The 24,963-nt window shown below is 64.1% G+C and carries 26 protein-coding genes; 6 read left to right on the top strand and 20 right to left on the bottom strand.

The genetic code is table 11. From position 1 onward, the window contains the following. Positions 1 to 185 precede the first annotated feature (185 nt). From HT579_04360 to HT579_04445, 18 genes are all read right to left on the bottom strand, one after another. Positions 186 to 2,342, bottom strand: coding sequence for an AAA family ATPase (locus HT579_04360; protein ID QKS28232.1), 2,157 nt, complete (start codon positions 2,340 to 2,342; stop codon positions 186 to 188). A gap of 39 nt (positions 2,343 to 2,381) precedes the next feature. Continuing rightward, the gene (locus tag HT579_04365) at positions 2,382 to 3,146 is read right to left on the bottom strand and encodes a hypothetical protein (GenBank protein ID QKS28233.1); all 765 of its coding nucleotides are present in this window, start codon (positions 3,144 to 3,146) and stop codon (positions 2,382 to 2,384) included. Next, positions 3,146 to 3,574, bottom strand: a complete 429-nt coding sequence (locus HT579_04370; protein ID QKS28234.1) for a hypothetical protein — start codon at positions 3,572 to 3,574, stop codon at positions 3,146 to 3,148. The genes HT579_04365 and HT579_04370 overlap by 1 nt, the downstream gene beginning before the upstream one ends. Then, positions 3,571 to 6,276, bottom strand: a complete 2,706-nt coding sequence (locus tag HT579_04375; GenBank protein ID QKS28235.1) for a DEAD/DEAH box helicase family protein — start codon at positions 6,274 to 6,276, stop codon at positions 3,571 to 3,573. The genes HT579_04370 and HT579_04375 overlap by 4 nt, the downstream gene beginning before the upstream one ends. Before the next feature lie 6 nt (positions 6,277 to 6,282). Continuing rightward, positions 6,283 to 6,909: a hypothetical protein gene (locus HT579_04380; GenBank protein QKS28236.1), complete on the bottom strand. Its 627-nt coding sequence runs from the start codon at positions 6,907 to 6,909 to the stop codon at positions 6,283 to 6,285. A gap of 2 nt (positions 6,910 to 6,911) precedes the next feature. Beyond that, positions 6,912 to 7,775 carry an ATP-binding protein gene (locus tag HT579_04385; GenBank protein ID QKS28237.1) on the bottom strand — a complete coding sequence of 288 codons (864 nt, stop codon included), beginning with the start codon at positions 7,773 to 7,775 and terminating at the stop codon, positions 6,912 to 6,914. Beyond that, positions 7,776 to 8,336, bottom strand: a complete 561-nt coding sequence (locus HT579_04390; GenBank protein ID QKS28238.1) for a hypothetical protein — start codon at positions 8,334 to 8,336, stop codon at positions 7,776 to 7,778. Continuing rightward, a complete protein-coding gene (locus HT579_04395) occupies positions 8,299 to 9,330 on the bottom strand; it encodes a ParB N-terminal domain-containing protein (protein ID QKS28239.1) in 1,032 nt (343 codons plus the stop codon). The genes HT579_04390 and HT579_04395 overlap by 38 nt, the downstream gene beginning before the upstream one ends. Next, positions 9,327 to 9,806 (bottom strand): hypothetical protein, encoded by a 480-nt coding sequence (locus HT579_04400; protein ID QKS28240.1) that lies wholly within the window; start codon positions 9,804 to 9,806, stop codon positions 9,327 to 9,329. Before HT579_04400 ends, HT579_04395 begins: the two co-directional genes overlap by 4 nt. A gap of 32 nt (positions 9,807 to 9,838) precedes the next feature. Beyond that, a complete protein-coding gene (locus HT579_04405) occupies positions 9,839 to 10,231 on the bottom strand; it encodes a hypothetical protein (GenBank protein ID QKS28241.1) in 393 nt (130 codons plus the stop codon). A 97-nt stretch (positions 10,232 to 10,328) separates the two neighbouring features. Further along, the gene (locus HT579_04410) at positions 10,329 to 10,985 is read right to left on the bottom strand and encodes a sigma-70 family RNA polymerase sigma factor (protein QKS28242.1); all 657 of its coding nucleotides are present in this window, start codon (positions 10,983 to 10,985) and stop codon (positions 10,329 to 10,331) included. 553 nt (positions 10,986 to 11,538) lie between these two features. After that, positions 11,539 to 12,354: an ATP-binding protein gene (locus tag HT579_04415; protein ID QKS28243.1), complete on the bottom strand. Its 816-nt coding sequence runs from the start codon at positions 12,352 to 12,354 to the stop codon at positions 11,539 to 11,541. After that, complete coding sequence (locus HT579_04420) at positions 12,347 to 13,627, bottom strand: DDE-type integrase/transposase/recombinase (GenBank protein ID QKS31499.1); 1,281 nt, start codon at positions 13,625 to 13,627, stop codon at positions 12,347 to 12,349. Before HT579_04420 ends, HT579_04415 begins: the two co-directional genes overlap by 8 nt. 16 nt (positions 13,628 to 13,643) lie before the next feature. Continuing rightward, positions 13,644 to 14,642: a ParB N-terminal domain-containing protein gene (locus HT579_04425; GenBank protein QKS28244.1), complete on the bottom strand. Its 999-nt coding sequence runs from the start codon at positions 14,640 to 14,642 to the stop codon at positions 13,644 to 13,646. 74 nt (positions 14,643 to 14,716) lie between these two features. Beyond that, a complete protein-coding gene (locus tag HT579_04430; GenBank protein QKS28245.1) occupies positions 14,717 to 15,154 on the bottom strand; it encodes a hypothetical protein in 438 nt (145 codons plus the stop codon). 504 nt (positions 15,155 to 15,658) lie between these two features. Next, positions 15,659 to 16,396 carry a hypothetical protein gene (locus HT579_04435; protein ID QKS28246.1) on the bottom strand — a complete coding sequence of 246 codons (738 nt, stop codon included), beginning with the start codon at positions 16,394 to 16,396 and terminating at the stop codon, positions 15,659 to 15,661. Positions 16,397 to 16,634: 238 nt separating this feature from the next. Further along, a complete protein-coding gene (locus tag HT579_04440; GenBank protein QKS28247.1) occupies positions 16,635 to 17,075 on the bottom strand; it encodes a hypothetical protein in 441 nt (146 codons plus the stop codon). A gap of 304 nt (positions 17,076 to 17,379) precedes the next feature. Continuing rightward, positions 17,380 to 17,616: a hypothetical protein gene (locus HT579_04445; GenBank protein QKS28248.1), complete on the bottom strand. Its 237-nt coding sequence runs from the start codon at positions 17,614 to 17,616 to the stop codon at positions 17,380 to 17,382. 32 nt (positions 17,617 to 17,648) lie between these two features. On the opposite strand from HT579_04445, the gene HT579_04450 reads away from it, so the two are divergent. From HT579_04450 to HT579_04475, 6 genes are all read left to right on the top strand, one after another. Continuing rightward, the gene (locus HT579_04450) at positions 17,649 to 18,089 is read left to right on the top strand and encodes a DUF2924 domain-containing protein (protein QKS28249.1); all 441 of its coding nucleotides are present in this window, start codon (positions 17,649 to 17,651) and stop codon (positions 18,087 to 18,089) included. Further along, a complete protein-coding gene (locus HT579_04455; GenBank protein QKS28250.1) occupies positions 18,086 to 19,423 on the top strand; it encodes a recombinase family protein in 1,338 nt (445 codons plus the stop codon). Before HT579_04450 ends, HT579_04455 begins: the two co-directional genes overlap by 4 nt. Further along, positions 19,423 to 19,818 (top strand): hypothetical protein, encoded by a 396-nt coding sequence (locus HT579_04460; protein QKS28251.1) that lies wholly within the window; start codon positions 19,423 to 19,425, stop codon positions 19,816 to 19,818. The genes HT579_04455 and HT579_04460 overlap by 1 nt, the downstream gene beginning before the upstream one ends. A 174-nt stretch (positions 19,819 to 19,992) precedes the next feature. Then, complete coding sequence (locus HT579_04465; protein ID QKS28252.1) at positions 19,993 to 20,904, top strand: nucleotide-binding protein; 912 nt, start codon at positions 19,993 to 19,995, stop codon at positions 20,902 to 20,904. 68 nt (positions 20,905 to 20,972) lie between these two features. Continuing rightward, positions 20,973 to 21,278 (top strand): integration host factor subunit beta, encoded by a 306-nt coding sequence (locus tag HT579_04470; protein ID QKS28253.1) that lies wholly within the window; start codon positions 20,973 to 20,975, stop codon positions 21,276 to 21,278. Continuing rightward, a complete protein-coding gene (locus tag HT579_04475) occupies positions 21,275 to 21,544 on the top strand; it encodes a hypothetical protein (protein ID QKS28254.1) in 270 nt (89 codons plus the stop codon). Before HT579_04470 ends, HT579_04475 begins: the two co-directional genes overlap by 4 nt. 76 nt (positions 21,545 to 21,620) lie before the next feature. On the opposite strand, the gene HT579_04480 is transcribed toward HT579_04475, so the two are convergent. Beyond that, positions 21,621 to 23,807, bottom strand: a complete 2,187-nt coding sequence (locus tag HT579_04480) for an ATP-dependent RecD-like DNA helicase (protein QKS28255.1) — start codon at positions 23,805 to 23,807, stop codon at positions 21,621 to 21,623. A gap of 152 nt (positions 23,808 to 23,959) precedes the next feature. Continuing rightward, the gene (locus HT579_04485; protein ID QKS28256.1) at positions 23,960 to 24,946 is read right to left on the bottom strand and encodes a UPF0149 family protein; all 987 of its coding nucleotides are present in this window, start codon (positions 24,944 to 24,946) and stop codon (positions 23,960 to 23,962) included. Between the last annotated feature and the right edge of the window lie 17 nt (positions 24,947 to 24,963).

Genomic DNA, 24,963 nt, shown 5'->3' on the forward strand with positions numbered 1-24,963 from the left:
ACATATACATGCGAACTTCTCCTTTTCAGGCAAGTGATTGATTGGTATGCAATTTCTGGCCTCAGAAGTTGGCAGAACTTGGCAAGTTGGCAGCCAACTTCCGAAGTTGGCAGACCCGTTGTCCCATTTGTCATGCGATTTTCGCGCGGTATCGGTCAGACGAGTCGGGCTCTTCTTCGCATTCGTCATACCTCTTCCTCCTCCTGGTAGACCCACTCCTGGGGATTCTCGACCGGTAAATAGATGCCCGTCTGCGGACACAGGTAGTGCGTCGGCAGGACGGGAATCTCCTCCTCCGGAAGTTCTCCGGTTTCCTGATCCGGCTCCCCGGTGATCCGTCTCAGACGCATATCCTCGACGCAGAGATAGCCTTTCCGACTGCCCTGGCATCGGGGAAGGCCATACGACGCGGGATTGCGGAAGAACTTGATGTAGCCCTTCGTGGCCAGCACCGCGATCCGTTCGCGTATCGTCCGGTCGGCGCCGAGCCCACCTTGATTCTCGAAGGTCATCGAGAACTGGGTGGCCACGTAGCAGCGCCCCTTGGCCGCTTCGTCGTAGATGATTTGCAGGATGACGTCCCGCTTGCGGCGGCGCTCGGCATCCAGCTTGGCGCCGTACTCCCGCCGAACCAGCCGCTCGCCGGCGGTCACTTCGCGCCAGGTCCCTTGGACCTTGTCGACGTGCTTGGTGGGGATCGCCGGTCCGTTGCGCAACTCGAAGAGCAAGTGCCGTGGGGTCTGGGTTTCGTCGGAACGAAACAGCAGCATTCCCGTCGTGTAGTAGCCGCGCAGGCTGCTCGCGCCGGAGAGCGCCTGGAATGGTTCGTCCTCAAACTGCCGCTTGCCGAGCTTCTTGGTGTGATGCACGAGTACGATCCCGGCGTCGGGATTGACCGCATCCCGGAGGCGTTCAACCCGTTGCGACAGGAAGAACAGCATGGCCGCGTTGTCGTTCTCGCCGGCACTGCCCTCGCCGCCGTCGAAGACGTTTCGGATCGGATCGACGGCGATGATGTCGGCCGTTTCCCGCCCGAAGGCCCGAGCAATCGCCGGAATCACCTGCGCCAGGCCGGCCTCGTTGAGAAGCAGACGCAACTGCGGGGTGGCGACGAAATTCACTCGCGCTGCGGGCAGGCGATCGACCGGCAGTTTGATCGCCTTCACCCGTTCGCGCAGGTAGTGATACTGCACTTCGGCCTGCAGGTAGAAGACGCGCAGCGGCCGGGGCGGATCCATCCCCAGGAACGGGATACCGGCCGCCATGTGGGTGAGCCAAGCGAGCAGAAAGTCGCTCTTGCCGACCTTGGGTGCGCCACCGAAGACCAACAGGCCCGCCGGCGTCAGCACCCGGGGCGCGATGAGGTCGAGAGGTGCCGGCGAATCGTCGTCCAGCAGTGCGCCCAGCGTATAGGTCGGCAGCAAGGCTGCGGCGGTCTTGATCGTCCGCCGTTCACCTCCTGCGAGGAAAGCAGCGAGATCGAAACCTTCGTCGGCCGCGTCAGCTGCGTCCCATTTCTCGGGCTTGTCGGTCGGCGGCACGAGGATAGCCACCGATCGGCTGCCGCCAACGACGCAAGCCCGCGCGGCGGCTTCGGCGTAATCCCACCCTGGCGCATCGCGATCGGGCCAGATCACGATGTCTTTCCCGGCGAGCGGCGTCCAGTCGGTCTTGTCCACCGGCGCCTTGGCGCCATTCATCGCCGTGGTGGCGACGATGCCTTGGCGAATCAGCGCATCGGCACACTTCTCGCCCTCGACCAGCACGACCGCGTCGGCCCGAGCGACGGCCGGCAGGTTGTAGAGCGGCCGCGGGTCGGGTGCCCGGCACATCCGCGCGCGCACGTCCCAGGGACGAAACTCCTTGCGTCCCGGCGCCGGGTCGTAGCGATAGACGCAGGCGATCAACTCGCCGGTGGCGCTGAGATAATCCCACCTGGCGGTGTGTGGTCCGAGTTCGTCGAGCGGCGCCTCATGTCTCGCCGGCGCGGGATCGATCAGAGCCCGACCGAGCAGGCCGGCGGCGGCCTCCATCACCGCGGGGAACGCGGTCTGGGTATCCAGTCCGTCGTGCTGGGCGATGAGCTCGAACACGTCGCCGCCTTCGCCGGTCGCGCGATCGGTCCACAGCCCGGTCTTCTCGCCGGTGAGCACGATCTCCAGGCTGTCGCCCGGGGTGCCGTCGATGTCACCGATCACGAAGGTCTTGCCACGGACCTTTCCAGCCGGAAAGAGCGCCATCATCACCGACGGCAGGCGGGCCAACAGTTCGGCACGCAAGTCGTCACGTTGCCCCGCCAGATCGACCCGGGGGCCGGTCGGCGCGTCGTTGAAGTCAAGCATCGGCGACCTCCTGCGCGATGATTCCCGGGAAGCGCGTCCTCATCGACCGCCTCCCACTCGCTGGCAGCGCTCCTGCCAGTCGCACCAGTTGCACTCGAAGTGGTTGGGATCGACGAAGCCACGCGGCAGCAGTTCTCCCGCTTCGGTGGCCTGGATCACGCGGACCGCGCGATCGGACATCCGCTGCGCCAGTCCGCCGTCGAACGGGACGAGTTCGAACCACAGTTCCTGCGTATCCTTGTTGATCGCGGTGAACAGCGCCGGGTGGGTGGAGATCCCCGGAATGGCCGCTTCCATGTACGCCTGGTAGACGGCGATCTGCGCCGCATAGACGGGCTTGGCGACCGCGACGCCTTTCTTCACCGTCTCCCGCCAGCTCTTGTCGTTCATCGTCTTGCACTCCCAGAGGGAGGGGAACACGAGACCGAGATCGGCCGGTCCATCCGCGATGACGCCGTCGACGTGGCCCTGAATCCGCGCGCCAGCGACCGAGAAGCCGAACTGGCTGCCGTCCCGCCGACGCGTGTGGAGGTCAAAGCCGGACAGGCGCAGCCAACGGATCGCCAGATCCTCGAGGGCATGTCCGACTTCGAAGATCCGCAGCGTTCGCCCCGAGAAACCCTTCCCAGGGTCGACCGGAGCGCCGGCGTATTCGAACTGCAGCGCACGCTCGCAGCTCACCCCGAGGCGTGAGGCCCCGAGGTACTGGCGCGGCATTTGGTGGGCACGCTCGGCGTCGAGCGCTTGGTCGATCACCTGCGTGAAGCGCTCGTGGAGCCTGGGTTGATGATTGAAGTCGAGCATTACCGCGACCCTCCCGACGAGCTGGGCGCACGGCTCAGCCTTGCCTCGAAGTACGCGCGCTCCTTGGCCGCCAGGCGTTCGTGCTCTTCGATCATGTGCGCCTGATAGGCGTCGACGACGACCTCGATCAAGCGCAGCACTTCCTCCTTGCGGTATTCGGCCAGCGGGCGCTCCAGACCGGCGGCGACGACCAAGTCTCCGAGCGGTGCCAAGGCGGCATGCATGGCGGCGATTTCCATCTCGGTCGGGTCAACCATGGCGTCCTCCTGCAGTCCGATGAGGCGCGTCATCAATCTGGAGAAGGCGTCGAGACAGCGCATCGAGCAGAACTGCCAGCGCTTCGCAGTTCGCCGTGGATCCGTGCGCGGCAGCGCGGAGTGGAAATGGCCGAAGCCGCGCGCTTGGCGAGAGCAGACGGCGCATCTCACGCGGCCTCCAGATAGCGCTCGTTCTCCGCATAGACGAGCTGCTGGATCGCACGCTTGTTGAACTGGAAAGTGATCAGCGCCGAAGCCTGATAGCGGGTCAATCCGTAGTCCGCGCGGAGCGCCGGCGGCAGATGGCGCAACTGGGCCTCGGTCGGTGCTTCCGTCAGCCACCGCCGGCTCTTGTGTGCCGCGTCCTGCGTTTCGTGCTCGTTGAGCCAGTCGTCCGCTTGGGCCAGGCACACCGTCCGCTCGCCGACACCGAGCAGCGTTGCTGGAATGCCGCCCCGTCCGCCGACTGCGTACCACCGACCATCCAGGAAGAAGACGCCGCCCCAAGCCGAGAATCCCGTGGCCAGCAACGCGCAGTCATCGCCAAACAGATCGCACCAGGAAAAATTGGAGCGGGCGAGGAGATCGATCTCGCTCATCACGAAGTCCTCGAGGATCCCGGTTTCTTCGAGCGCCTGCGGTCGGAAGACGTGTCCGCACAAGGGACACTCCCGCGAGGCTTGGGGAATCTCCGCGTCGCACTCCGGGCAGCTCTTGGTCTGCGCCTTGTCCTCATCGGTCTCAAAGCCGTCCAGGTCCACGTCCTGCTCGAGGCTGCCGTGTTTGAGCGAGGCGGTGCCAAAGTCGAGGACGATGCAGTCGGTCTTGATCAGGCCGGGGTATTCGGTCGGATCGACGACGCGCAGCCCACGTCCGATCATCTGGATCAGTGTCGACTTGTACGAACTCGGACGCAGCAGGACGATGCACGACGTCGGCGTGTAGTCGTAACCCTCGGTCAACACCGCGACATTGACGAGGACGGTGACTTCGCCGGTTTCGAAGGCGTCCAGGGTGGCCTTGCGCTCACCATCCGACATCTCGCCGTGCACCACCGCCGAGGCAACGCCACCGACGATGAAGGCATCGCGGACGGCCACGGCGTGTCCAACGGTGGCGGCAAAGGCGATCGTCTTCCGGCCGGCGGCTTTCTCCTTCCAGTGCCGGACGACGGCGTCGTTCACCGGCGCGTTGTTCATGATCGAGGCGACGGCGTTCATGTCGTAGTCCTCGGCGAGCTTCTTCACTCCGTCGAGGGCATCGCGCGTTCCGACGTCGATGACGAAGGTGCGCGGTGGTACCAAGTGGCCGGAGCGAATCAGTTCCCCGATCCGAATCTGGTCGGCGACGTTCGAGAACACCTCGCGCAGGCCTTTGCCGTCTCCCCGGTTCGGAGTCGCCGTGACACCGTAGATCAGCGCCCTCGGGTTGCGGGCGAGTGTCGTGTCGATCACCTGGCGGTAGGTCGGCGCGGCACAGTGATGCGCCTCGTCGATCACCAGCAAGTCCAGGGTCGGCAACCGATCCAGGTTGCGCACCAGTGTCTGGACCATGGCAAAGGTCGCCTGGCCCGTCCAGGACTTCTGGCGGGAGTCGAAGACTGACGTCGAGACACCCGGATTCACCCGCGAGAACTTGCTTTGGTTCTGCCTGGTGAGTTCGTCGCGGTGGGCCAGAACGCAGGCCTTGGCGCCGGGATCCGCAAGAAACTCGCCGGCAGTTCCGGAAAGGCATATCGTCTTGCCCGAGTTGTGGGTGACGGTAAAGTCACCCAGCAAGTAGCGGTGGTCGGAATCGATCGTGAAACCGAAGTAGCTGCCACGACCCAGAGCATGAACGGTGAAGCCGCTACGCAGGACATCCTTCTTCTGTTTGCGTGCCACCGCCTGCTTGTGGAGCACGCGTGTCGGAATCAACTCGGTTGCGCCGCTGATATGCACGCGCCAGTAGATTTTCCCCAGGACATGTTTTTGCGTCAGCGTGGCCAGGTAGCCAAGGCTGCGAGCCATGAATTCGACCTGGGAAGCCATCAGCCGTGAAGCGCTGGAGTACTCAAACACCGTCCGTCGTGCCAAGTGGCCATCCGTGTCAAGTAACCCGGCCAGAATCGCAAACCGTGTTTGTCGACTGCCCAGCAGACACGATGGGGGTATGAACTTCTCTTGCGCGCCCTTACCATACAGGCCGAGTTCGCGCAGAGCAGTGATCAGCGGATTGGGTGCGCCAAGGGAATGCACCAGGTGGTACGAGTTTGCCTGATTGCCGGGGATCTGCTCGACCCGGACACGAACGCCCAACTTTGGCGCCTGCGCGAAGATTGTTTCGGCAATCTCGGCATCGGGCGTCGTAATGCTGAGGGCATGTTGCATGCCACCATCGCCGAGCAATACACCCAGAAAATAGGGATCGATCGGTGGCAACAGTTTTTCTGAAAAATCGATTGCCACACGCATCAGTTTGTGAAGGTGGCGGTAATTCGCCGATGCGTTCAGGTAGTCGGACAACGCGATATCCACCACCTCGCCTGCCCGATTCCTGCCCCGCTTGAGATCACCTTCATTGGTGCGAGCCAGGGTTAAAATATGGCCGCTGTTGATCACGAAAGACTGGCCCTTCAGCGGGCGAATCTCAAACATTTCGTCGATTCCTCGATGTAGGCTCAGGACGCGGCGTGGTGTCCCATCTGGCCCCATCAGAAGCTCGTCAACTTCGATGTGTTCAACGGGCTTAATTGATCCGTCATACATGAGAATGGGTGTTCCCGGTGCGTGGCAGCCGGTCGGAGCCACTCCGAGGGTGTTCCCGTGCGTGCGCAGGGCCTCAATCGAACGGGTGACGAATTGGCGTTGGCGCGGTCGGAGCATCATGGCCAAGCCTCCCTATTGCGCCCAAGGAGGAGGAGCCGGGATGCGGGAAGCACCAGCCGCCGTAGACTTGACGGGTCCCCCGGTCGCTACCGGTGCCGCATCGCCGAAGCCCCTTGGGGGCTGCGTTGTGCCGGTGCTCGCGCCCATCAACGCCACGTAGTCCTTGTGGTCCGGTGTCACGGCTGACTTGACGACGCTCTTGTCCTGGCCGTGCTGGTCCTTCTCCCAATCGACTTTCGCCAGGAACTCGAGGCCGTCGATGTCGGCAAATCCGCTGATCCGCCGGGCGTTCTGTGCCGCGGAACTGCTGTCGTCCGGGTGGATGCCGCGCGCCGAGTTGAGAATCGCCTTGATGAAGCTGCGTCCCATGTTCGCCCACTCCGGGCCTTTGGGACTGAAGAGGCCGATCAGCGACCACATCTTGCGCCGAGCGAATTCGCCTTCGAGCACGACGAACTCGCAGTTGAGATACACCGACCCGGTCTGTGCGTTGCGCGTCGCGTAGCCGCCGGTCCAACCCTGCGTGGGGTCGTTGAAGCCACCCGGGCGGACGGTCATCCGGACGCGGACAACGGTCCCTTTCGGAATGAGGTCGAAGGCGGATTGGTCGGCCGCCGAGTTGAAATCGAAGTAGGTCATGGTCAGGACTCCTGAGTAGGAATGGAGGGGGTAAGGCGACGAGCGAAGTCGAGCCGCTCGGGTGCGGGTCGGGTCGGGCCGGCGATCTTGGCCATCAGGCGGCCGAGGTGAGGCTCCTCGACGGCATCGAGTCGGCCGGACCGGTCCTTGGCGGGGTAGCCCCACGCGTTCAGCGTGTGGCAGACGAAGGCGCGGTAACTCGAACCGTCGTCAGCCTTGAGTTCGGCGAGGGTGATCACCTCATCGACGATGCCGGGCAGTTCGAGGCCCGTCTTCGAACCGTCGATCTGCAACGAGAAGACCCGGCGATTGAAATCGTCGAGTCGCTCATCGAGGATGCCGACGAACCAGACGTTCTTGCCGCGCGTGTGCTGCAGGTGGGTCAGCCAGGCGATCATTTCCTGGCCCATCAGGCCGTAGGCGCCCCGACTGTCGGGCTTGCCGGTCTTCTCGGAGTAGGCCTGCGGCTGGCCCTTGCACCATTGCAGACAAAGGCGGCCAGCGACGGTGATCGAGTCGACGAAGATGGTCTCGTACCGGTCGAGCACCGATGGCGATCCGAAGCGGGCGCACACCGCATCGAAGTGCGCTGAACTGAATGACTGGTCCTCGCGCAATGCCGGATTCGGTCCGCCGATGAACACCGCGAAGTCGCGGCATTCCTGCCAGGTCCGCGGGCGCAGCGTGTCTCCCGGCCAGCCCTCGACCGCCAGGTCGCCGGCCTCGAGATCGAAAAACAGTGTGGCTGTCGGCTGCAGTGCCCAGAGTTGGGACGTCTTGCCGATGCCGCTCTTGCCGACGAGGACGCCCTTGACACCGCGCCGTTCGGCCAAGCGCTGATCGGCTGAGATGATGGGGAGTGCCATTTACGCGGCCTCCTTCATCCGGAGTGGCGCGCCGCTCAGACTGGCCAGGATCAGGCTGTCGCTGGTGGCGCCGGCAGCCCACGCCAGGTCGCGCAGTTCCTTTACGGCGCGGTGACGGCGGGTGTCGGCGACGATCTGAGCCGACAGCAAGTCCAGGTGGGCGTCCACGTCGGCCAGCGTGACCTGCGTCAGTGGCTTGTAGATCACGCCCTCGTCGGTGTCGCCGTCGGCGTGCTCCACCGGAATGCTGAGGGCCTGCGGCAGTTGGCTGATCAGGGCGACGGGCACGCCCGGCAGTTCCATCTGGCTGACTGGGTTGCGGTCTTGCGTGCTCTTCTTGAGTTCGCGGCGCGCGATTTCGGTCAGTGCGTCCTCGGCGAGGCGGGTACCGAGCGTGAGGATGTCCGCCGTGCGGGTGGCGCAGACCAGGCGAGCGATCTCGCGCGGTCTGGCATGGCCGGTGACTTCAAAAGCGTGGATGATCTCTTCGCGAACCGCGTCGCGCAGATGGCTCATGGTGGGATTACGCATGGTGTTGGCTCCAAAGTTGGTGGAGTTCATGAAGGAACGGAACCGCCCGCGACAGCCACTCGGTGACGTTGCGGTACTGGTAGGGCGGGATCGAGGTCAGGGCTTCGCTGGGCGGGAAGGGAACGGTGGCGAGCGATTCGAGGCACTCGCGCAAGCGCATCCAGCGCTCCAGCCGCGCGGCTTCCTGCGGGTCTACCGGTGCGGTGTGGTAGCGTCCGTCGGTGGCGAGGACCGCGAGACCGGGTTTCCCCTGGGCCGCGATGCGCTTGGCCTCCGAGGGAGTGGGCAGCGCTGGCGCGTCGGCCTTGATCGCTTCGACGACCGAGCACTGTTCGCTGCCCGAGAGGTCTTGCTCTTGAGCGACCCGGTCGAAGATGCGCACGGCGGACGGGCCGCAGACGCCGGCCGCGGTAATGCGCTCCTTGACTTCGCGGGCGATGGCGCGGATTTCGTCCGGGGTGCGGGCGAGGGCTTCGCGCTGGGTTTCGGCCGGTAGAAGAGCGAGCTCGGCGGCCGTGGACACGGCGACCTGGCCTTGATCGACGGCGGCCACGAGTTCGGGAGTTCCGTTCTGGAGCACCTTGGCGGCGCTGGCGACCGAGCGGGGCGAGACCTGCAGCAGGCCCGCGGCTTGAGCCTGGGAAACCTCAGTTCGATTCTGCAACCTTGCAGAATCGAAAGTTGAATCGGTCCTGCTGGGCCGATCCCCACCTCTGGCCATATTTGCCTTCCGTGCCGCAACGGTGGCTCGCTGGCTCTCGGTCAGATGCCGGCGATGCAGGTTGAGGGACACGACGAGGACAAACGGATCGATCGCTTCGGCACTGACATCGCGTACCAGTGGTTCGATGCCCAGTTGCTCGCAGGCCCGGAGGCGGCAGCGGCCGTCGATGACCTGCCCGTTTAGGATCAGGATGGGTTCGCGCTGGCCGTTGGCCGCGATATCCGCCGTCAGCCCGGCGAGGGCCGACGCATCCATCTCCGGGAAGATCTCGGCGGCGGGATGCAGGGGATAGTGGCTCATGGCTGGCCCTCTCCAACGCGACCGAGCGTGAACTTCGCCTTGCCCGTCTTGACGGTGCGTGCCGGTACGAAGGCGCTCTTGAGCGACTCGGGCCACGCGTTGAACTTGGTTTCGGAGACGCGGTAGCTGATCTCGAGGTACTGGGTCGGGTCGTCGCCGCTGGCGGCGATGCGCCGCGCGATGTCGGCGAGCTGGTTCTGGTCCCAGTCGACCTTCTTGGGCAGGTCGGCGGTGATCCGGACGTCGCCATCGTCGAAGCTCACGACGCCGGTGTCCTTGCCCTGCTGCCGGCGCATTTGCTGTGCCAACTCGGCGAAGCGGCGCTGATACTCCGCCTGCAGCGCCTCCTCGCAGTGCTGAATGGCTTGCTTGGAACGGGATAGCCCACTGGCGATGGCGACCAGTTGGAGCAAAGACTGGAGTCTCAGATCGGGAATGGCGAGCGGTTCGAAGGGGCTTGAAGCGAGAGGGGTCATGACGTTCTCCGGTCAGGTCAGGGGTTGGGCGCTCAGTGCGCCGGGGTGCGCAGTTGCAGCCGGACGTCCGAGGCTTTGGGGGTCATCCGGGAGCGAACGGCGAGGTAGCGAAAGACGAAGGGATCGACGCGCTGGCTCACCAGATGCACCAGGCCGAGTTCGCAGGCGAGCCAGGCGCGTTTGGCGACGGCGTGGATGCGTTGGCGCTCTTTCGGCGGGTACGGGCTGGTGGTGGCAGAGCGATCGAGCAACAGCAGCCCCTGGTGATACTGGAGGCGCTCGCCGGGGAGGGCGGTGGCGATCCAGTCGCAGAGGGTCGAGTCGGTGAGCGGTATCGCCGGCACGTACAGCGGCGCTGCGAACTCTGCCGCCGGGAGGCTGGCCTCGCCTGGGGACAGCGCAGAGAGAGGGTCGAAAGCGTTCATGGGGTTCTCCGTCAGTGGGCCGCGGCACAAGAGCGTGGGCGATGAAGGTTTTTACCGAGCGCCCAGGAGATTTGTCTCAGGGGGGTATGAGTGGGGATCAGGCAGCTGCCTGGAGGCCGAACATGCGTAGATGCATCCGCAGGTCGGCGACCCGGCGATAGAAAGTGGCCCGCGACACACCGGCGCTCCGGCTGGCAGAGGGAAGATCGTCCTCGTCCGTCAGCAGGTGGAGCAGCGAGCGCTGCTCGTCGTCCATGAGCCGAATGGCCTGTTCGAGATCCCGCAGGACATGTATCTCGTCATACGGGTTGGAAACCTCGCCCCACAGCGGCACCATGGAGTCTGGCGCGGCCAGTGCGTCGAGCTGATCCAGTTCGCGATCGTCGGTCTCGTCGCTGAAGCCAAAGCTCAGACGCCAACGATCCTTCTTCAGGTCTTCGAGGAAGCCGGAGGCGCGATGCGCGGAGACGATTCCGGTGAAGGTCCCGGCACTGCCTCTGCTCGGATCAAACTCGCCGGCACGCTCCAGCAGGTCAAGGAGCAGCGACTGATGGAGATCCTCCCGGTCGGCCCGGGACAGGCCGAAGCGGACCGCCGCCCGGTAGCTACGGGTCTTGGCAGCCTGCCAAGCCGACTCGAAGTACACCTGGTTGGCGCACGGGCCAGCGACACCGCACGGCGGTGAATGACCGGCGCCGGGCTCAACGTCGTGCGGTGGCTCAGGCCATCGCCGGGCTCGTGGGTGGGCTTCCATGATGATGACTCCTGTGGTGTTGGGGCAGGGTCATCATCGGGATCGCGAAAAAGAAAAGAAATACGAGAGCTGCGCTCTCTGTACGCTCCGCTACAAGCTCTCTGTACGGTCTGCTATGCAGCTCAATTTGCGCACTCCGCAGCACTCCTTGACGCTCACGAAACCTGACCCTTTTTCGCTCACGAGAATGGATCCATCGGAGGCACAGGTGGTGGTCTGTGCGCGGCTTCAGGCGAGGGTGAAGGGGTTGCGGCAGCGGGGTTCGGCAAGCGGTGCGCGGGGACTTCTGGCGTATGGGAGGGCAGCCGTGGCGTTGCGGGAGAGGCGCCCCGGAACTGGGTCAAGGGCAGGCTGCGGCTTTTCGCAGCCTGGCGCAGCGTCCCTTGACGCAGCGCAGGGGCGATACGCTGGGGCGTGGCAGTCAGAGCGGCAGTATCGCGCTGACTGCCATGCAGACCGGCGTTTTCGGACGTTGGGCCGGCGTCGCGGTCGGCGAGAAGCGACCGTGACGCGGGGCGAACCCACTGCCGCCGTTCGCTGGCACTGGCAAGCGCTACGCGGACGCGTCTGGCGAAGTCCTCTTGCGCGACGTGGCGCGCGTGGGGGCAGCCGGCGGGGCCGTCGTCTGGCGTTCCTGGGAAACGGCCGGTTCGCTGCGCAGACTCGAACCACTCAGGCGCAGGATCGTGCAGCGATGCTGCAGGCGGTCGAGGAGCGCATCGACCAGCGCCTTCTTCTGAAACAGCTCGTACCAGTCGGGCAGGTCGAGATTCGTCGTGACGATCGTCGACAGACGCAAGCTGTAGCGCTGGTCCATCAGGCGGAAGAACGCATTCACCTGCTCGGGTTTCAGGTTGAGGTAGCCGAGTTCGTCGATGGCGATCAGCGGCAGGCGGCACAACTGATTGAGCAGCCCGACCGTCGAGCGGTCGGCGAGCGAGGCATACAACTCGTCGAGCAGAACCTGCGCGTTATAGAACCGGGCACGGTAGCCATTCAGACAGGCTTCGCGCAGGAGCCCGACGGCGATTCCCGACTTGCCCGTTCCGGGAGGGCCGATCAGCAGCAGGTTCTCGCCGCGCCGCAGAAAGTCCAGTCCCGCAAGGCTCAGGACCTGCGCCTTGTTCACGCTCGGCTGGTGGGCAAAGGGAAACGACTGCAAGGTCCACGGCCAGGGCAGACGCGCCTGCGCCAGACGATAAGCGAGGCTCTTCTCGCGCCGCGCCGCGTCTTCGGCGCTGAGCAGACGAAAGACGACCTCCGCAACGGGCGAACCTTGCCGCTCGGCGGCATCGAGTTCCTCGTCGAGGACGCGAGCGATGCCGGAGCAACGCATCTGCTCGATCAGGGCACGCAGGCGCTCACGCATCCTCATCCCCCTCGTCGAGATGGAAGAACGCCCCGGCGACCTGCTGCAGGATCATCGCCTCCAGGCGGCCGAGATCGAAGAGACCGAACTGCAGCGCCTGCGCCACTGCGGCCAGGAAGGGTGCTTGCGGATAAGTCCGCCGGAATGCCAGCAAGCGGCGCAGCGGCCGCACCCCGCGGCCATGCGCCTGTTTGACCAGAGCCGCGACGTACGCGTCGAGCACCGGGTGGTGCCCCTGCAGCAACGTCGCCTCGGGCGCTGGCGTGCGGAGTCGGCCCTGCGGTGTCGGGTGGTGTCCGGGCAGCTTCTGCTTCGCACCGCGGATACCGATCAGGCGCGGGTGCACCGCGACGACCTCGTCGCGCGCACAGATCCGCAGTTCGTCGGAATACAGATACACCGTCAGCGTCTTCCCCACCCAGCGTTCGGGAACCGAGTAGCGATTGGTCTCGACCGACACGAAGCCGTACAGATCGACCACCCGCTCGGCCACCTGATAGACCGGTGGCAGGACAGCCGGCAGCCGTTGCAGGCAGGGCCTCTCGACCGCGTAGGCCGCGCTCGGCGCCATCCCGAGGACACGCTTCGGCTTGGCATTCGCCACCGTCTCGCACCAGGCCCGCGCCTGCTCGTTCAGGTCGGCGAAATCGGCGAACGTCCGGCCGGCCAGGAAATGGCCTTCGACCCAGGCAAAGGGTCTTTCGACGCGCCCCTTGCGATCGGGTTGATTGACCGGGTGGGCACGGAAGGCGAATCCCAGCGTGCGCGCGAACGCCACCATCTCGGGCGCGAACACCGCGTCGTCGCCGGCGCCGTCGACGACGATCACGCTCGTGTTGTCGATGACGCAGGTCGGGCAGCAGCCGGCCAGGAAGCGCACCGCCTCGAGCAGGAACTGCTTGGCCTCAAAGCGCGTGAAGCGCGGGTAGTACCGGATGAACAGACAGCGCGAGTACGCCAGGATCAAGGACGCGCATTGTGCCGTCAGCGTCTTGCCGGCGAGGGTCACGCGGTGCGGCGAGGTATCGTGCTGCATCTCCTGGCCGGGCGCAAAGACATACTCGCCCGAGCGCTTGGGCGGGGTGCGCAGGCCGGCTTCCCGGATCCAGCGGGTGAGCGTGCTGTAGCCGGGATCGACGCCCAGTTCCGCCTGCAGCATCTCCTGTAGGCGGACCCCGTTGCCGCGCACGCGCGCGAAAGCGGCAGGGAGCCAGAGGCGTACCGGCGCCGGGCACGCGGGCTCGCGCGCCTCGGCAAGAACCGGCGATCGCAGAATGCGGCGAATGGTATTACGCGAGAGACTCAAGAGCCGACTGATCTCGCGTATCGCCAGGCCTTGCTGATGCAGCGTCTGGACGGATTGACGAATCTCTTTGGATATCATGTGGGCAGATCCGGGTCAGATGGCGCTGCAACGATTCGAGCGCCGGTTGCAGAGCAGCCACGGCCGTCCTGACGACCGGCGGCAGAGGGGTCGCGGACGAACTCAATGCGGACAAACGCCGCTTCAGGCGGGTGCCGACGGCTTCCAGGATGCGCACATCGGCGAGCACCTCGCCTTCCGGCCCAGCACGCAGACGTTCGGCAACCTGCTCCTCTTGCCGGGCTGCGACGGCCTCGAGCAACAGTTTCGGGGACTCGACCATGCGCTCACGCACGGGTCGCGCAGCGCGTTGGTACTGCGCGAACCAGTTGGCCAACTGCCGCGTTGACAGGGGCGTTTGGCGCAGGGTCGCGAGCAGTCGTTCGGCGTGCGCGCTGTTGGCGCGCGCCAACGGTCCGAGGATGCGCACCGCCGCCCAAGTCGACACCTGCCCCTGGCGTACGGCCTCGAGCAAGGCATCCGACAGACCCCCGAGCAGTTGCAGGCGGCGATTGACCCAACTCGCATCGCGCCCGCAACGCCGGGCGACTTCGTGTTGGCTCAACGACGCGCCGGAAATCAACTCGCGCAACAGGAAGGCTTCTTCGATCGGCGCGAACGATCGGCTGTGCGTACGCGCCAACACGCCCAACAGCGCCTGCACGAGGTCCACCGGCCAGCACTCGACCTCTGCCCGGTCGCGCCCGAGGGAACGCAGCGCGGCGATCCGGCGATAACCGTCGACCAGGATGAACGCCTGGCCCTCCCCGGCGACCGCGATGCAGGGAACCAACTGCCCATCCGCGGCGATCGATCGGGCCAGACGCGTGATCGCCGGCGGGTCCGGCAGGCGAAGCGATGCGTAGCGCAATTCGAGACGGTGCAGGTCGAGGGTCAGAACCCCCACAGCCGACGACTGATCCATGCGAGAAACCTCCTGTCGGACCCAGCGTAGCGGCCACCTGCCGCCAGGGCGAGCACGTCGTCTTTTGCAATTCCTCAGGGTGAGGCGCAAGCCGCTGTAATGACGGTGATTTCGACCATCCACGCGTCACTCTTTGCAAGCGCGGCGTCCACCACACGGGACAAACGGTAGGTGCCTGAAGGAATGGGCATTTCAGCCTTTGACGCGTCCATCTTTGCAACCTGCCCGGTCGCCCTGTCCTGCGCCCTTTGCCGCTGCCGGGCACGGTTGCGCTCGGCGTACTCCGGGTGCTGGCGTCGATAGTCCCGCCAATAATCCGGATGGCGTTCTGCCCAGGCCTTCTGTACCCGCTTCTGGTTCTCGCGATAGTCCGGATCGTTCTGCCGCTTGGCCGCCTGCCAGCGCCGTCGCCGTTCGCGTTGGCAGGCGGCAGCGGAACAGAAGCGTTGCTCGGCCACTTGCGGGCGTGGCCGAAAGAGCTCTTGGCACGCCTGGCATCTCCGGAATTCCATGGTGGCTGCTCCCCGCACGAGATGGTGATGTCGGGCGGCAAGATAGGGCTGCCGGAGTGTGTGTTGGCCGTCAGTCGGTCCAGGAAATCCGGGGAGGGGCCGTTCCCGGTAACGGGCGCCGTGACGGGGGACCGGGTCGCGCCCTCACGAAGAAGCGTCTTCGGACCAGCGCTCCATCACTCCGGGCCACCAGCCGCCATCGGAACCGATGCCGCTCAACCTGGCGAGACGTCTCCCGGATTCTCAGCAGCCAGAACATCTCCCCTTGCGGCGCACGCTCCAACATGCCCGAGCAGACCTCTCGCCAAGCCCGCGCTGTGGGTCAGCTTTGGTGAGCAGAAACGGGTCAATTCTGGTGAGCGCCAAGGGCACTCTGTACGCTCAGCTATGCAGCGCTCTGTACGGTCCGCTGCAGCGCACTGTACGGTCCGCTGCAGCGCTCTGTACGGTCCGCTGCAGCGCTCTGTACGCTCAGCTGTAGCTCATGCGTGGTTGAACAGACGCTCATCGGCTCTGTTCCCGGCTCTTCTCGTGCGCGGCGATCCACGCGGCGACCGTCCGCGGCTCGAATAACTCGAGGTCCTGGCGCGCCAGCCACTGGGAGAGCCGCTGTCCGGCTTTTGCGCGACTCAGTTGCTGCAGGACGCGGTCTCGGTCCCACTCGGCCAGCGCTGCCGCACGCGACGCATTGCGGTTCCGCAGGCTGCGTGCGGCCATATGCCGGGCGTGCTCGACTCTCCGGCCGGCCTCGTCCGCGGGCCGCACCAATGACGTCTGCTCCCCGGCGATCCCCACCTCAGCGCTGGCCGCCAGTGATGCGGGTTGGGGATGTTCGCCGGCATGTTCAAGGACGCCCCGGGCTTCGATCAAGTGCTCGGAGCGATCCACGGCCGCTGTCGCCGCGATGGTCGCCTGTCCCGCCAAGATGTAATCGTAGGGCTGTAGCCTCTTGGCTTTCTGGTGGACGTACTGACGCTTCTCGAAGTCGTACTGGTAGTGCAGCCGATGGACCGCGTCGCCTACGTGCGCCAAGGCCAGCGACGCCAGGCATCGGCTGAGCACCGGAGGAGAGGCCGGTTCTCCGAAGGCATCGGGCCAAGCCACTGAGCCGGCCTCCAGTGCGTCCGCTTCGCGCGTGTTCTCCGGTCGCCGGAAATCAAGTTCATCAATCCGCTCGGGCTTGATCCCCAGAATCCAGCCTTGCGGGTCGACTTCCAGGAAGTCCGCCTGGCCTTGCGCCAAGAGCCGGGACACCTCTCGATGCTGGGCCAGAGCAAAATACTCGGCGATGACGTCGTTCGCTACGCTGGCGAGATGATGGATCTCCTCGCGGCTGCGTCCGCTGAGCAGCCGGCGCGCTCGCCCGACGATATCGCTCAGTTCGGGATAGGGCCAGTAAGGCACTTCGCCCGTCAGGGGATCGAAATGCGCAAATCTCCGGCACGTACGCATGATGGACCTCCTCCTCGTGGTCTACGTTTCACAGTCCGTCCGCTGGACCGTTGGGCCAGACAAGACGGTGATTCCAGATGGGGCGGGTTTCCCCTTGCCCTCGCGGGTGCAACGGATGGGCCTGCACGGCGCGTTCGAGATGACCGAGCGTCACCAGCATCTCGGCCAAGCATGCGGCTTGCCCACGGCACTCGTCGGCCTCGCGTTGGACGGCGTCGAACCGGTCCTCGTCCTTGCCCTGCCGGCGGAAGACTCGCGGTAGCCGCTGCTCCTGTCCGTTCGCGCCCTGCCACTCGCCCTGATGGCCGGCGTGGTCCATCTGCAGCGAGAGATTGCCGAGATCGCTGGCGTGCTCGAACAGCAGTTCCAGCTGACCTTCGAGCAACGAGCGGATGCCCATGATCCACGCCGGCCTCTCCACCTCAGCGCGCGCCCTGTCGCCGCTGCTCCCCATCCGATCTGACGCCATGGTTCCCTCCCCGAGCGTGTTCGGCCCGTTGCGGCTCTCCGCTCCCGTCGCCGAGAGCCGCAGAGCCGATCGGTGCCTCCCTTTCCCACGGAGCCCATCGTGCCGGAGATGCCGCGGAAGATTCAATGCCGCCGTGGGGTGCCTTTGGTCACACCCCGGCGGTGTTTCTTCCGGCGCGTGAACGTTTGCTCACGGCCGTGAACAAATCTTCACGGCGCGGGTATGGACACCGGAGGTGCCGGCACTCGGGACGCAGCCTGGGTGCTGGCGGATGGATACTTGAACGGGCCTCGGTCGGCCTCCGTCACCAAGAGCCCGACGGCCATCGGTGTCGAGCACCAGAGTCTCGTCTTGCGCCGAGGGTAGCTGAGACGAAGCGCGGGCTCAGTCGGTATAAACCTTCATGCCCGCCAAACACGATCCCTGCAACCACCCGCCCATCAGTCCGGTGCGCGCCATCGCCATGATCCTGGCGCACGGCGTCCTGCGCCTGCGGCAGCGTCAGAAAGCCCTTGAATTCGGGAGCGAACAGCGCGTTCATTTGCCTGTTCCGAACCCCAGGAGAGACACGGCATGACCGACGTACTGGCCCGGGTGGTGGCCCTCAAGACCACCCCGATTGGCGAATTGAAGCAATTGTGGCGCGACCTGTTCAACACGGAACCGCCGGCCTACAACCGGCGCTTCCTGGAGAACCGCTTGGCCTACCGGCTGCAAGAGCTGGCCTATGGCGGACTGAAGACCAGCACCGTGAAACGTCTCGAACAGCTCGGCGAGCAACTCGATGGCGGCAGGGCGCGGGTTCGCAGTCGCCGGGTTGACGACCGGCCTGTGGTGGGCACGCGGCTGATCCGCGAGTGGCAGGGCACGGCTTACGAGGTCACCGTTCAGGCCGGGCATTTCGAATACCAGGGCCAGCGCTATCAGTCGCTGTCGGCAATCGCCAAGGCGATCACCGGCACGGTTTGGAACGGCTGGGCGTTCTTTGGCCTGCGGTCAAGGAGGTCTGCATGAATGTGATGACCCGCAAACTGAGCTGCGCGATCTACACGCGCAAGTCCACCGAGGAAGGGCTGGAGCAGAACTACAACTCGCTCGACGCGCAGCGCGATGCCTGTGAGGCGTTCATCGCCTCGCAAAGATCGGAAGGCTGGGTGGCGCTGGACCACGCGTACAACGATGGCGGCTTCTCGGGCGGCACGCTCAACCGCCCCGGTGTGCAGCGCCTGCTGGAGGATGTCCGGGAGGGCCTGGTCGACGTGATCGTGGTGTACAAGATCGACCGCCTGTCGCGATCGCTGGCGGATTTCGCGAAACTGGTGGAGTTGTTCGACGCGCAGAAGGTGACCTTTGTCAGCGTAACCCAGAGTTTCAACACCACCACCTCGATGGGGCGGCTGACGCTGAACATCCTTTTGTCGTTTGCGCAGTTTGAACGGGAACTCGGCGGGGAGCGTGTGCGAGACAAGATCGCTGCCAGTCGGGCGAAGGGGATCTGGATGGGCGGGATGCCGCCGCTGGGCTACGATGTCGTCGAGCGCAAGCTGGTGCCGAACCCCACTGAGGCGGCGCTGGTCAGGCGGTTGTTCGCGCGCTACATCGCGCTCGGATCGATGACCGCCCTGTGCCGGGAACTGCGCGCCGAAGGCGTGACGACGAAGTCTTGGACCACGCTGAAGGACAAGACCCGTACGGGCAAACTGATCGACAAGGGCTACCTGTACAAGCTCTTCAAGAATCCGGTCTTCATCGGGGTTGCCGCATACAAGGGCCAGCACTTCGTGGGCGAGCACGAGGCGATTCTGGATCGGGCGCTGTGGGAGCAGGTGCAGGCGATGCTAGGACGTGGGGAGCCGGAACAACGGGCTCGGCAGAATCGGCCATCGCGAGCCCCCGCCCTATTGAAGGGGCTGATCTTCTCCGACGATGGGTGGGCGATGACGCCGGGTGCCACCTACAAGGGCGACAAGGTGTATCGCTACTATGTGAATACGGCGTCGATGAAGATCGGAAAGGAGGCGTGCTCGGTGCCGCGCGTGCCAGCCGGCGAGATCGAGGCGGCGGTGATCGCGCAGGTGCGGAAAGTCTTGCAGGCGCCCGAGCTGACGTCGCAGACGATCCGCGAGGTGACGACGCTCGATCCGACAGCGGACGCGCAGCAGGTGATCACGACGCTGCAGTCGATCGAACCGGTGTGGGATGAACTCTTCCCCGCCGAGCAGGCGCGAATCATCCAGTTGCTCGTGGAGCGGGTGACGGTCAGCCCGACGGGCCTGCGCATTGACATGAAGACGGCGGGCATGCGGGACCTGATCCGGTCGGTGATGCCCGAGCGGCAGGCGGCGTGATGAGTGCTGAGGTCATTTCGGTTGATCTGCCCATGACCTTCAAGAAGCGGGGTGGTCGCAAGGTGATCGTATTGCCGGATGGGACTCAGGGCAACCCGGCACCGGCGGCCACCATCGACAACGCGATGGTCAAGGCCATCGCCAGGGCGTTTCGCTGGCAGAAGCTGCTCGAGAACGGAACGTACGGGTGTCTGGACGAGATCGCGAGGGCTGAGAAGATCGGGGCGTCGTTTGTGAGTCGAGTGGTGCGGCTCGCGCTGCTGGCGCCGGATATCGTGGAAGCGATCCTGGCGGGGAAGCAGGCGGCGCATCTGACCTTGCAGGATCTGATGGCGCCGTTCCCGGTGGAGTGGGCGGGGCAGAGGGAGCGGTTTGGCGTTGATGTGAGGCGGTGAGTGGAGATTTGCCGCCTGGCAGTTGTCGCTTACAATGGTGGAGAGCACCCCGCGGCCTCCCGTCCATCGAGGTTGAGCTCTCGCAGACGCGCCAGCGGTTAGACTCGGCGCTTTCGGCGCTGCAGGAAAACGCCATTCGTTAGCGACTTCTGAACAGCCCTCAACGGAGGGATCATGCACTCAATCCACACCATCCTGTTGAGTTCACCGTATCCGCGACACCTGTCACGCGCTCAGACGGACTTCCTGCGACGGCTGGAGGGCGTCATTCAACAGAGGCAGCTTCGGCTTTTTGACATCGACAAGCTGGGACGATTGGACGAGCACACGGCCGCCGTGCGTCAGCTCCACGGAGTGTTGGTTGTCGCCTTTGCGCAGTGGAAGGCAAGGCGTACTGAGGAAAAGGGGGATGAGGCAATTCTGCCGACTGAGTTTGCGCAGCTACACATCGCAACCGCCATCGCAACCGACCGACCGCTGCTTGTCCTGAAAGAGAAGGCTGTGTCTGACCGTGGAGCGCTGCGGCCGGCCTTGGGTGCGCGAATTGTCAAGTTACCTTCGAGCCTAGATCCTGGCTGGTTGAACACGCCGGACTTTCTGAAGCCGTTTGACCGATGGACGCAGGATGTGGAAGACCATTACGATGTCTTTCTTGGATATTGCAGCAAGAGCCAGGCAACAGCAGCACAAATTCAATTGCACCTTGAGAAGTCAGGCGCGACCGTGCTCAACTGGGCGCTCGACTTCAGGCTAGGAACTTCGATACTCAATGAGATTGAAGCGGCGCGTTCCCGTTGTTCCAGCGGCGTGTTCCTCTTCACGGAGGACGATCCACTTGAGGGATCGGAAGGTGGTGCAGCCCCTCGAGACAACGTTGTATTTGAGGCCGGGTACTTCGTGAGTTCAAAGGGGGCCGAGCGCTGTTTGATCGTTCGCGAGGGACCTGCAAAGATGCCAGCAGACTTGGGCGGCGCAATATACGTGCAACTTCGCAAGGGTGACCCCGTTGAAACCATCGCATCACGCCTAGCGGACTTTGTAGCCTTCTCAAAGGCAGTCGCCCCACCCCATAAATCCTCTCCTTGACCCAGCAGTCGGACGAGCCCGGGGGCGCTGACCGGCCCGCTTGGTTACGCGCTGAGTAGAATTGCGGCATGACCCGTTCCGAACTCATCACCCGGCTGGCTGCACAGTTTCCGCAACTCACCGCCAAAGATGCTGAACTCTCGGCCAAAGCCATCCTGGAGGGGATGAGCGAGGCGCTGGCGCGGGGAGGTCGGATCGAAATTCGCGGGTTCGGCACCTTCGCCCTGAACCACAGGCCGGCGCGAACTGGACGCAATCCGAGCACCGGCGAGACCGTGTCGGTACCGGCGAAATGGCTGCCGCACTTCACGCCGGGGAAGGAACTACGAGAGAGGGTAGAAGCCGGGCGCGATCGGCAGGAGTGGACGCCATGAACGAAGAGCGGGTAGATGCCGTCGCAAGCGTTTTGGCCAAGTGGAATCCGCTGGCTGCTGCGGCACAAGGTGTGGCCGATCCTGACGGATTGCGAGTCGAGGCAGCCGACATCCTCTTCGGGCTGACGCTACGAGGGCGATCCGTGAGAGCGGACGAGTTCGTCGCCAGGGTTGTCAATGACGCGCTTGATCTGAGCATTGTCGCGAAGACCTGCAGCCCGCTTGCGAAGGAAAATGTGGCGATTCTCCAGGAGAAACGGTCCTGACCAGCCGACCGCAAGCGACCTGGTGTGGCGGCTTCCGGTGGCGGACTGCAGGATACCCGCGAAATCCCGGACGGCGTCACGGCCTGCCTGCGGGGAAGAGACGTTCTTTCAGTTTCGACCAGCGCCCTTCCACCTGCTTTCCCTTGACCGCCATGGCCAACGCCTTCTTCTGGCCGACGAGCACCACCAGCCGCTTGCCACGCGTGATGCCCGTATAGATCAAGTTACGCTTGAGCATCATGTAATGCTGGGTCGAGATTGGAATGACCACTACCGGGTACTCCGAGCCCTGCGACTTGTGGATCGTCGTTGCGTAGCAGAGAACCAACTCGTCGAGTTCGCCAAACGGATAGGTGACCACCCGGCCGTCGAACGTTACGGTGAGTTCCTCTTCATCGCGATCGATGCCAGTCACGAAGCCGATGTCGCCATTGAAGACATCCCGGTCGTAGTTGTTCTCGATCTGCATCACCTTGTCGCCAACGCTGAAGCGGTTGCCGAACTTATCGACACTTTGCTCGCCAGGCGGATTCAGAGCCTGCTGCAGTGCCTGATTGATGCCTCGGGCGCCGGTGATTCCCCGGTTCATCGGGCAAAGCACCTGAATGTCGCGAACCGGATCGACGTGGAACTTGCGTGGCAGGCGCGTTCCTACCAGATCGACCACGGTCTGCGCGATCACGTCCGGTTCCTCGGCGGCGACGAGGTAGAAATCCGAGGCTTCTCCTCTATTCGGCAGGCTGGGGAAAACACCCTGGTTGATCTGATGGGCGCTACGCACGATGCGGGAGGTCGCTGCCTGACGGAACACTTCTGTGAGCCGGATGACGGGCACGGCGCCCGAGTCGATGAGATCGGTCAGGAATTGACCGGGACCGACCGAGGGCAGTTGATCCACGTCGCCTACGAGGATCATCGCCGTGGAGGTAGCGACCGCCTTGAGAAGCTGGTTCGCCAGCGGCACGTCGATCATTGAACATTCGTCGGCAACCAGGAGATCACATTCGAGGGGATTGTCCGCATTGCGCTTGAACTGGCCATTGAGCGGATTGACTTCCAGCAAGCGATGGATGGTCTTGGCTTCGAGACCTGTCGATTCGGCTAGGCGCTTGGCCGCCCGTCCGGTGGGCGCACACAGCAGCGGCTTGACGCCCTTGACGGTCATGATGGTCAGAATCGAATTGACCAGGGTGGTCTTGCCGACGCCGGGTCCGCCAGTGATCACCAGGATTTTCGAAGACAGCGCGAGCCGAATGGCTTCCTTCTGGCTGTCGGCCAACTGAATGGAGAGTTTCTGTTCGACCCACGGAATCGCCTTGTCGGCATCGAAACCAGGCAATGTCGATGCCCCGGTCTTGAGGCGCCGGATTTGGGCGGCAATCGACTGTTCGGCGTAGTACAGAGGCGCCAGGAACACGCAGGGCTGACCTTCGACGGTATCGGGGAACAATACCTCGTCGGTGATTTCCTGAGCAATGGCGGTTTCGATGATGGATTCCGGAATGTCGAGCAGTTTCACCGCCAAGGGGACCAGTTCGGCATACGGTAGACCGCAGTGGCCCTGTGCGGAGGCTTCGGTGAGGGCATAGGAAATGCCGGCCTGGGCGCGTAGCGGAGAATCCTTGGCGATGCCGATCTTCTGGGCAATCGTGTCGGCCGACAGGAAGCCGATGCCGCGAATGTCCTGGGCCAAGCGGTAGGGATTCTCGCGAACGATCTCAATGGCACCCTGCCCGTAGGTCTTGAAGATGCGCACCGCACGAGAGGTCGAGACGCCATGCGCGTGCAGAAAGACCATGATGCTGCGAATGATCTTCTGGTCGGCCCAGCCGGACGTGATCTTTCTGGCACGGACTTCGCCGATACCCGGAATTTCACGAAGACGTTCGGGGGATTGCTCGATCACATCGAAAACGGCGGCGCCGAAGGACTTCACCAGTTTGCCGGCGTAAATCGGCCCGATTCCCTTGACCATACCCGATCCAAGGTAGCGTTCGATCCCGGCCAGGGTGGTCGGCGGTGAGATCCGGACGAACACGGCGCGAAACTGGCGGCCATGCTCGCGATCAGTGACCCAGGTCCCGGAAGCGGAAGCGTATTCACCGGGGGAAACGATGGGAGTGTGGCCGATCAGAGTGATCAGTTCTCGCTCACCCTTCACCTTCAGGCGAAGCACACAGAAGCCGTTCTGCTCGTTGTGGAAGGTGACACGTTCAACGAGGCCAGCGAGGCGGTCGAGTTCGGCGGGGGTCGCGTCAGGCATGGCGAACCGCGGTCACGACGCCCCGCGAGCGATTGGCCGCTTTCCTTCTGCTTGCCCTTCCCATTTCTCAGACCTGTTCGGAAATTTCAGCGCGGACGTGACCAGAATGCTGGGTGGCCGTCACAACATCCAACCGGAGTAGCGTCTTCACCTCAATGCAAAGTGCCCGTAGCGTCAACCGCTCCGCAGCACTTCTTGAACTTCTTTCCACTGCCACAAGGACAGGGATCGTTGCGGCCGACCTTTGGCCCGCCGCGGACTACCGGCGCAATATCTTTCTGCCCACCCAGGCGATATTCGTGCGGCACGACTCCGTCAGGCCGGCCGACACGCCTGGCTTTCCAGTAGGCGTGGATGTTTACGAGCGATGCTGTGACTTCGTTCATCCACCTCTCGGCGTCACCGCGTTTCCTGGTCATATCGAGGCCGTCGTCGGTGCCCAAACGCAGGAAAGGGGTGAACCAGGTCGGTTCGCCAACAGCGAGCAAGCTCCACGCCTCGTCGCTGAACTGAAAACCAATAATGAAGCCCTCGCACCACTCGGCCGCACCCCATTGATTGCGGAGAGTGAAAAGAGGTTCGAAGGACGCCGGGTCATCGAGGAACGTCTGGACCACCGTGTTGTACTGCCGCACAACCAGCGATATGATTCGATCGGCTTGTTCCCTGTTCGCGAACCGGACCTCTGCCTGGCCTTCGTGCATGTCCCACAACCACGGTAGCCACTCCGATGCGTGTACGGTGCGTGGGCCGATCACAATCGCGGTCAGGAAACCTTCCAGCGTCGAGACGTCCATTGCCGTGTCCGCGATGGACTCGTCGGCCAGAAACTCGTCGAGTTCGTTGAGTTCGGCGCGGGATAGGGGCTGTTCAAGATCCTTCGCTTCCTGAGCGCCCGCTGGTGGACCAATCACCGAATCAATCCCATCCTCCTCGATGGTGTTCAGCGCTTCGTCCAGCGCCTCGCGGTCGTTTGGAAACGAGTCATCCCAAACGGTGGAGTTCCCATGGTGATCGACCACTTCCAGAATCCAGCCACCTTCGCCGTCTTCGTAAATCTCGATTCGAACCGTCTTGTCATCTCGCGTGACCGACTGGGCGAGTGGGGACAGGTGTGGCGCTTGCTCTGTTTCAGTCATTTCTTGCCTGGGGGCTC

This window comes from Candidatus Accumulibacter similis, from assembly GCA_013347225.1.
Taxonomy (GTDB): Bacteria; Pseudomonadota; Gammaproteobacteria; order Burkholderiales; family Rhodocyclaceae; genus Accumulibacter; species Accumulibacter similis.

Bases quoted from the DNA above. Each gene is read 5' to 3' on its own strand.
- HT579_04360 (QKS28232.1), bottom strand. From the start codon at position 2,342: ATGCTTGACTTCAACGACGCGCCGACCGGCCCCCGGGTCGATCTGGCG.
- HT579_04365 (QKS28233.1), bottom strand. From the start codon at position 3,146: ATGCTCGACTTCAATCATCAACCCAGGCTCCACGAGCGCTTCACGCAG.
- HT579_04380 (QKS28236.1), bottom strand. From the start codon at position 6,909: ATGACCTACTTCGATTTCAACTCGGCGGCCGACCAATCCGCCTTCGAC.
- HT579_04385 (QKS28237.1), bottom strand. From the start codon at position 7,775: ATGGCACTCCCCATCATCTCAGCCGATCAGCGCTTGGCCGAACGGCGC.
- HT579_04390 (QKS28238.1), bottom strand. From the start codon at position 8,336: ATGAACTCCACCAACTTTGGAGCCAACACCATGCGTAATCCCACCATG.
- HT579_04395 (QKS28239.1), bottom strand. From the start codon at position 9,330: ATGAGCCACTATCCCCTGCATCCCGCCGCCGAGATCTTCCCGGAGATG.
- HT579_04400 (QKS28240.1), bottom strand. From the start codon at position 9,806: ATGACCCCTCTCGCTTCAAGCCCCTTCGAACCGCTCGCCATTCCCGAT.
- HT579_04405 (QKS28241.1), bottom strand. From the start codon at position 10,231: ATGAACGCTTTCGACCCTCTCTCTGCGCTGTCCCCAGGCGAGGCCAGC.
- HT579_04410 (QKS28242.1), bottom strand. From the start codon at position 10,985: ATGGAAGCCCACCCACGAGCCCGGCGATGGCCTGAGCCACCGCACGAC.
- HT579_04415 (QKS28243.1), bottom strand. From the start codon at position 12,354: ATGCGTGAGCGCCTGCGTGCCCTGATCGAGCAGATGCGTTGCTCCGGC.
- HT579_04425 (QKS28244.1), bottom strand. From the start codon at position 14,642: ATGGATCAGTCGTCGGCTGTGGGGGTTCTGACCCTCGACCTGCACCGT.
- HT579_04430 (QKS28245.1), bottom strand. From the start codon at position 15,154: ATGGAATTCCGGAGATGCCAGGCGTGCCAAGAGCTCTTTCGGCCACGC.
- HT579_04440 (QKS28247.1), bottom strand. From the start codon at position 17,075: ATGGCGTCAGATCGGATGGGGAGCAGCGGCGACAGGGCGCGCGCTGAG.
- HT579_04445 (QKS28248.1), bottom strand. From the start codon at position 17,616: ATGAACGCGCTGTTCGCTCCCGAATTCAAGGGCTTTCTGACGCTGCCG.
- HT579_04450 (QKS28249.1), top strand. From the start codon at position 17,649: ATGACCGACGTACTGGCCCGGGTGGTGGCCCTCAAGACCACCCCGATT.
- HT579_04455 (QKS28250.1), top strand. From the start codon at position 18,086: ATGAATGTGATGACCCGCAAACTGAGCTGCGCGATCTACACGCGCAAG.
- HT579_04460 (QKS28251.1), top strand. From the start codon at position 19,423: ATGAGTGCTGAGGTCATTTCGGTTGATCTGCCCATGACCTTCAAGAAG.
- HT579_04465 (QKS28252.1), top strand. From the start codon at position 19,993: ATGCACTCAATCCACACCATCCTGTTGAGTTCACCGTATCCGCGACAC.
- HT579_04470 (QKS28253.1), top strand. From the start codon at position 20,973: ATGACCCGTTCCGAACTCATCACCCGGCTGGCTGCACAGTTTCCGCAA.
- HT579_04475 (QKS28254.1), top strand. From the start codon at position 21,275: ATGAACGAAGAGCGGGTAGATGCCGTCGCAAGCGTTTTGGCCAAGTGG.
- HT579_04480 (QKS28255.1), bottom strand. From the start codon at position 23,807: ATGCCTGACGCGACCCCCGCCGAACTCGACCGCCTCGCTGGCCTCGTT.
- HT579_04485 (QKS28256.1), bottom strand. From the start codon at position 24,946: ATGACTGAAACAGAGCAAGCGCCACACCTGTCCCCACTCGCCCAGTCG.